This window comes from Deltaproteobacteria bacterium (assembly GCA_026388545.1).
Taxonomy (GTDB): Bacteria; Desulfobacterota; Syntrophia; order Syntrophales; family UBA2185; genus JAPLJS01.
Genome location: JAPLJS010000009.1, coordinates 1 through 3,016 on the forward strand (window position 1 = coordinate 1; position 3,016 = coordinate 3,016).

5 protein-coding genes and 1 pseudogene are annotated in these 3,016 nt (G+C 47.6%); 2 read left to right on the plus strand and 4 right to left on the minus strand.

What is annotated here, in order from left to right:
* Together NTW12_00465 and NTW12_00470 are read left to right on the plus strand one after the other, a co-directional pair.
* On the plus strand, nt 1-300 hold a 300-nt coding region (locus NTW12_00465; protein ID MCX5844828.1), incomplete at its 5' end, for a Spy/CpxP family protein refolding chaperone.
* 72 nt (nt 301-372) lie between these two features.
* On the plus strand, nt 373-687 hold the full coding sequence (locus NTW12_00470) for a hypothetical protein (protein MCX5844829.1): 315 nt from the start codon (nt 373-375) through the stop codon (nt 685-687).
* On the opposite strand, the pseudogene NTW12_00475 reads toward NTW12_00470, so the two are convergent.
* The 4 genes and pseudogenes from NTW12_00475 to NTW12_00490 all read right to left on the minus strand — a co-directional run.
* A pseudogene (locus NTW12_00475) lies at nt 684-1,094 on the minus strand (AzlD domain-containing protein). The gene NTW12_00470 and the pseudogene NTW12_00475 overlap by 4 nt on opposite strands.
* Before the next feature lie 188 nt (nt 1,095-1,282).
* Nucleotides 1,283-1,777 carry a hypothetical protein gene (locus NTW12_00480; protein ID MCX5844830.1) on the minus strand — a complete coding sequence of 165 codons (495 nt, stop codon included), beginning with the start codon at nt 1,775-1,777 and terminating at the stop codon, nt 1,283-1,285.
* Nucleotides 1,778-1,871: 94 nt separating this feature from the next.
* Nucleotides 1,872-2,369 (minus strand): hypothetical protein, encoded by a 498-nt coding sequence (locus tag NTW12_00485; protein MCX5844831.1) that lies wholly within the window; start codon nt 2,367-2,369, stop codon nt 1,872-1,874.
* A gap of 28 nt (nt 2,370-2,397) precedes the next feature.
* Nucleotides 2,398-3,016, minus strand: a 619-nt coding sequence (locus tag NTW12_00490) for a UPF0182 family protein (GenBank protein ID MCX5844832.1), incomplete at its 5' end; no start/stop codon positions are given.

Consider the following 3,016-nt stretch of genomic DNA (forward strand, 5'->3'; position numbering starts at 1 on the left):
CAAGGCGCGCTCAATATCACCGAGGCCCAGGGAGAATTATGGAATAACCTTACCAAGGTGATGCGGGAAAATGCGAAAGACATGGACGCCTTTACCAAGGAAAGGGCTGAAAGCACTAAGCCCATGAACGCTGTCGAGCATATGAAATTCCACAGTCAAACTACCGAAGCCCATTTAAATCAAATGAAGAAATTAATCCCGCCTTTCGAGGCGTTCTATGCCAGTATGTCGGATGAACAGAAGAAGACTACCGATACAATATTCCGGACAGGGAAACATGGAAAACACAAGAGGAAATGATCGGTAATAGTATACAACTAAAGATTGACGCCAAACAGGTGATTGGAATCGATCCAAGAATGGAGTGACTTTATGAAAACATCAAGTACATGGAATTTCAGATCCATCGTGGGCAGGATTATGATGGGGCTTGTTTTAGCCGCAATGATCGGTAGTATAGACGTGGCGCCTGCCCTCGGCAAAGACAAAGATGACCATAAACGTATGGGAAAACATGACAAAGGCCGTTATGATCACAGAGGGCGTGGGTATGACCACAACCGCCGTTATTATGGGCAGTATGGCCACAGGGAACGAGGTTATTATCCCCCCCCGCCGGTCGTCTATGCACCGCCTCCACCGCCGGGCATCGGTATCTTTTTCCCACCCATCTTTATTCATCCCTAAGGGGATTGCTTCGCGTCGGCTGCCCAGCGTTCAAGCTCCCGTTGATCTGGGCGGCTGTCGCAAGTAATGCCGCTCGTTATGAGTGAACGGACAGCGCCGAAACTATGTGCCTCGCTAAAAAATAAGTTCTTAGTGTGCCTGAGTTCACCGACTTTGTCGAACGGTATTCGAGGAAATTGGGCAAACAGAATTACTTTCCCGATGAGCCAGAAGAGGCCAATACCAGCCATAACCGTCCCGCCGAGTGATTTTGTCTTCAGGGCAAAAAGGAACGTGGGTAGTGCAACAATCAATTCGGGGCGAGTGAGATCCATGTGACGGGGATTGCCTCCGATCGTCAGGGCTGGGAGCAGAAGAGCACTCAGGATCGATGCGGAAATGAAATTGAGCCATGCCTCAAACCAGCGTGGAAGATTCTTTTTCTACAAATAATATAGGGGGAAGCAGCGCGGGACGTAGGTCACCGCTCCCATGCCGCCATAATGCAGAACGCACGTTCTATTTGTCAAGAAGAATCTGAACTGTGGTTATTTCGACTTGAAAGAGAGTCCTTTTACCGAACTCCGCGGATTGTTCAGTGAATGCGAAAATCCGATTATTTACTAAGCTTGGTGATCATTTCTGCCGCGAATTTTTTGCCGTCGGCGAGATCATGTTGATCGGGATGTCCCTCGGCGCTCAGAGCCTCTTCCGCCCAGGCCTTATGCTCCGGCTTTTTCATCAATGCATCGATAAGTTTTCGGTCTACCTTTCCCTGACAACCAAAATGGCCGAGGACTTTGGCTTTTGACGCAAGACCTATAGCGTGTTCAAAGGCCTGTTTTGGCAACTGGCCGCCCCGGAGTGAACCATGGGTGGAGAAGAATGCCACCTTTTGGCCTTCGGGCAGTCCTTTGATAAGTGGAGTTGCCTTACCCGGTACACTATGGGCGTGGCACGGGAATCCGCAAAATATAATGTCATACCCCTTGGCGTTCTGCACATCCTGGAGGGGTTTTATTTCTTTTTCGATGTGGATAGCTTCGTATATCGCACGGGCAATCATCTCCGTGTTACCGGTTTCTGAATAGTAAGTGACCAATGCCTTCATACATCCTCCTTGAGAAAATAATTTGCCACGTCTCATACAGGATTTTGGAGCAGTTTGCAAGGAGTTAAATTATCTTCGCACCTGCATTCTTTTTTTACTTTGAATGATCGTTACCGCCTCTTTCGTATTTCTCATATGTATCGATGTCGGGTGTATAGATGATGACTGTGCGGCTGTCTTTCATCTTGAGCATTGTCCTGGCCGAAAGAATGGAATACCAGATCCCTATCCGATTTCCTTTGTCATCGAACATGGCAAATCCATGCTGGCTCTGGCCGAGATTCAAAGCCCTGGTCTGCATGTCCATTACAAGCTCACGGAAGATCGGGGGCGTCATCTCAACTTTTTTCCACAGGTCGGATTCCAGTGTATAGGCCTTGTCCAGTCCAATAATCGCATTGGGATAGACATCTGAACCGCTGATATAATAAGTGAAGTTGGGGTTGATTTGATATTTTTCAAAAGCATTTGTCGCGGCCCTGTCAGGTATTATTGTGCCGTAATTTTTGAAAAGTGAGCCGGCACACCCTGCAGATGACAGCAGCATCACCATGCACATAACAAAATAGGTGACTCTCCAATGCTTTTGCATTGTTCAACCTTCTTTCCAGGATATCATTTTACTTCTTTTTTTCTATTGTTCTGAGGATATCATCCATCTTCCCGAGTTCTTCTCCGTAACTACCCCAGTTGCCGAGCTTCAAGTATTCCTGTGCCCTTCTGTAATGAGAGAGGGCCTCCAAGGCCAAGTCCCTGTCCGTCTTTTCTCTCACGGGACCTGCTGCTCTTTCAACCGCAGGATATTGAGATTCTTTTTCCTTCATCGGCCGCCCACCGAAGATCCGCTGAAGGGAAGTATCCAGATTTTCTTCCATAGCAATGGAGTTCCCGTAGGCCACTATAACCCTTTTCAATTCAGGGAGTTGACCCTTTTCGGCGGCTAAGTAAAGAGATTGAATATAAATGATTGACTTTTCAATGGGAATTCCCAGGAGACTCCCCCGGATGACCTGGGAACCTCTCTGGTTCCAGAGGGAAAGCTGCTTAGAGATTTCTGTTTCCTGGTCTATTCGGGCTTCAATCTGGTTCGGTCCATAAACCAGTTTCTGTTTGGGAAATTTGTAAACAGTCATGTTTCCGTAATTCGGTGCATCGCAGCGAACCGCCATCCAGGCAGCCATGTTGTCCTTTCGGCTTGGAGTGAAAGGCAAGAGCAGAATAAATTCCTCTTTTTTGTCC

Coding starts and splice junctions, on each gene's coding strand:
- NTW12_00470 (MCX5844829.1), top strand. CDS start 373: ATGAAAACATCAAGTACATGGAATTTCAGATCCATCGTGGGCAGGATT.
- NTW12_00480 (MCX5844830.1), bottom strand. CDS start 1,777: ATGAAGGCATTGGTCACTTACTATTCAGAAACCGGTAACACGGAGATG.
- NTW12_00485 (MCX5844831.1), bottom strand. CDS start 2,369: ATGCAAAAGCATTGGAGAGTCACCTATTTTGTTATGTGCATGGTGATG.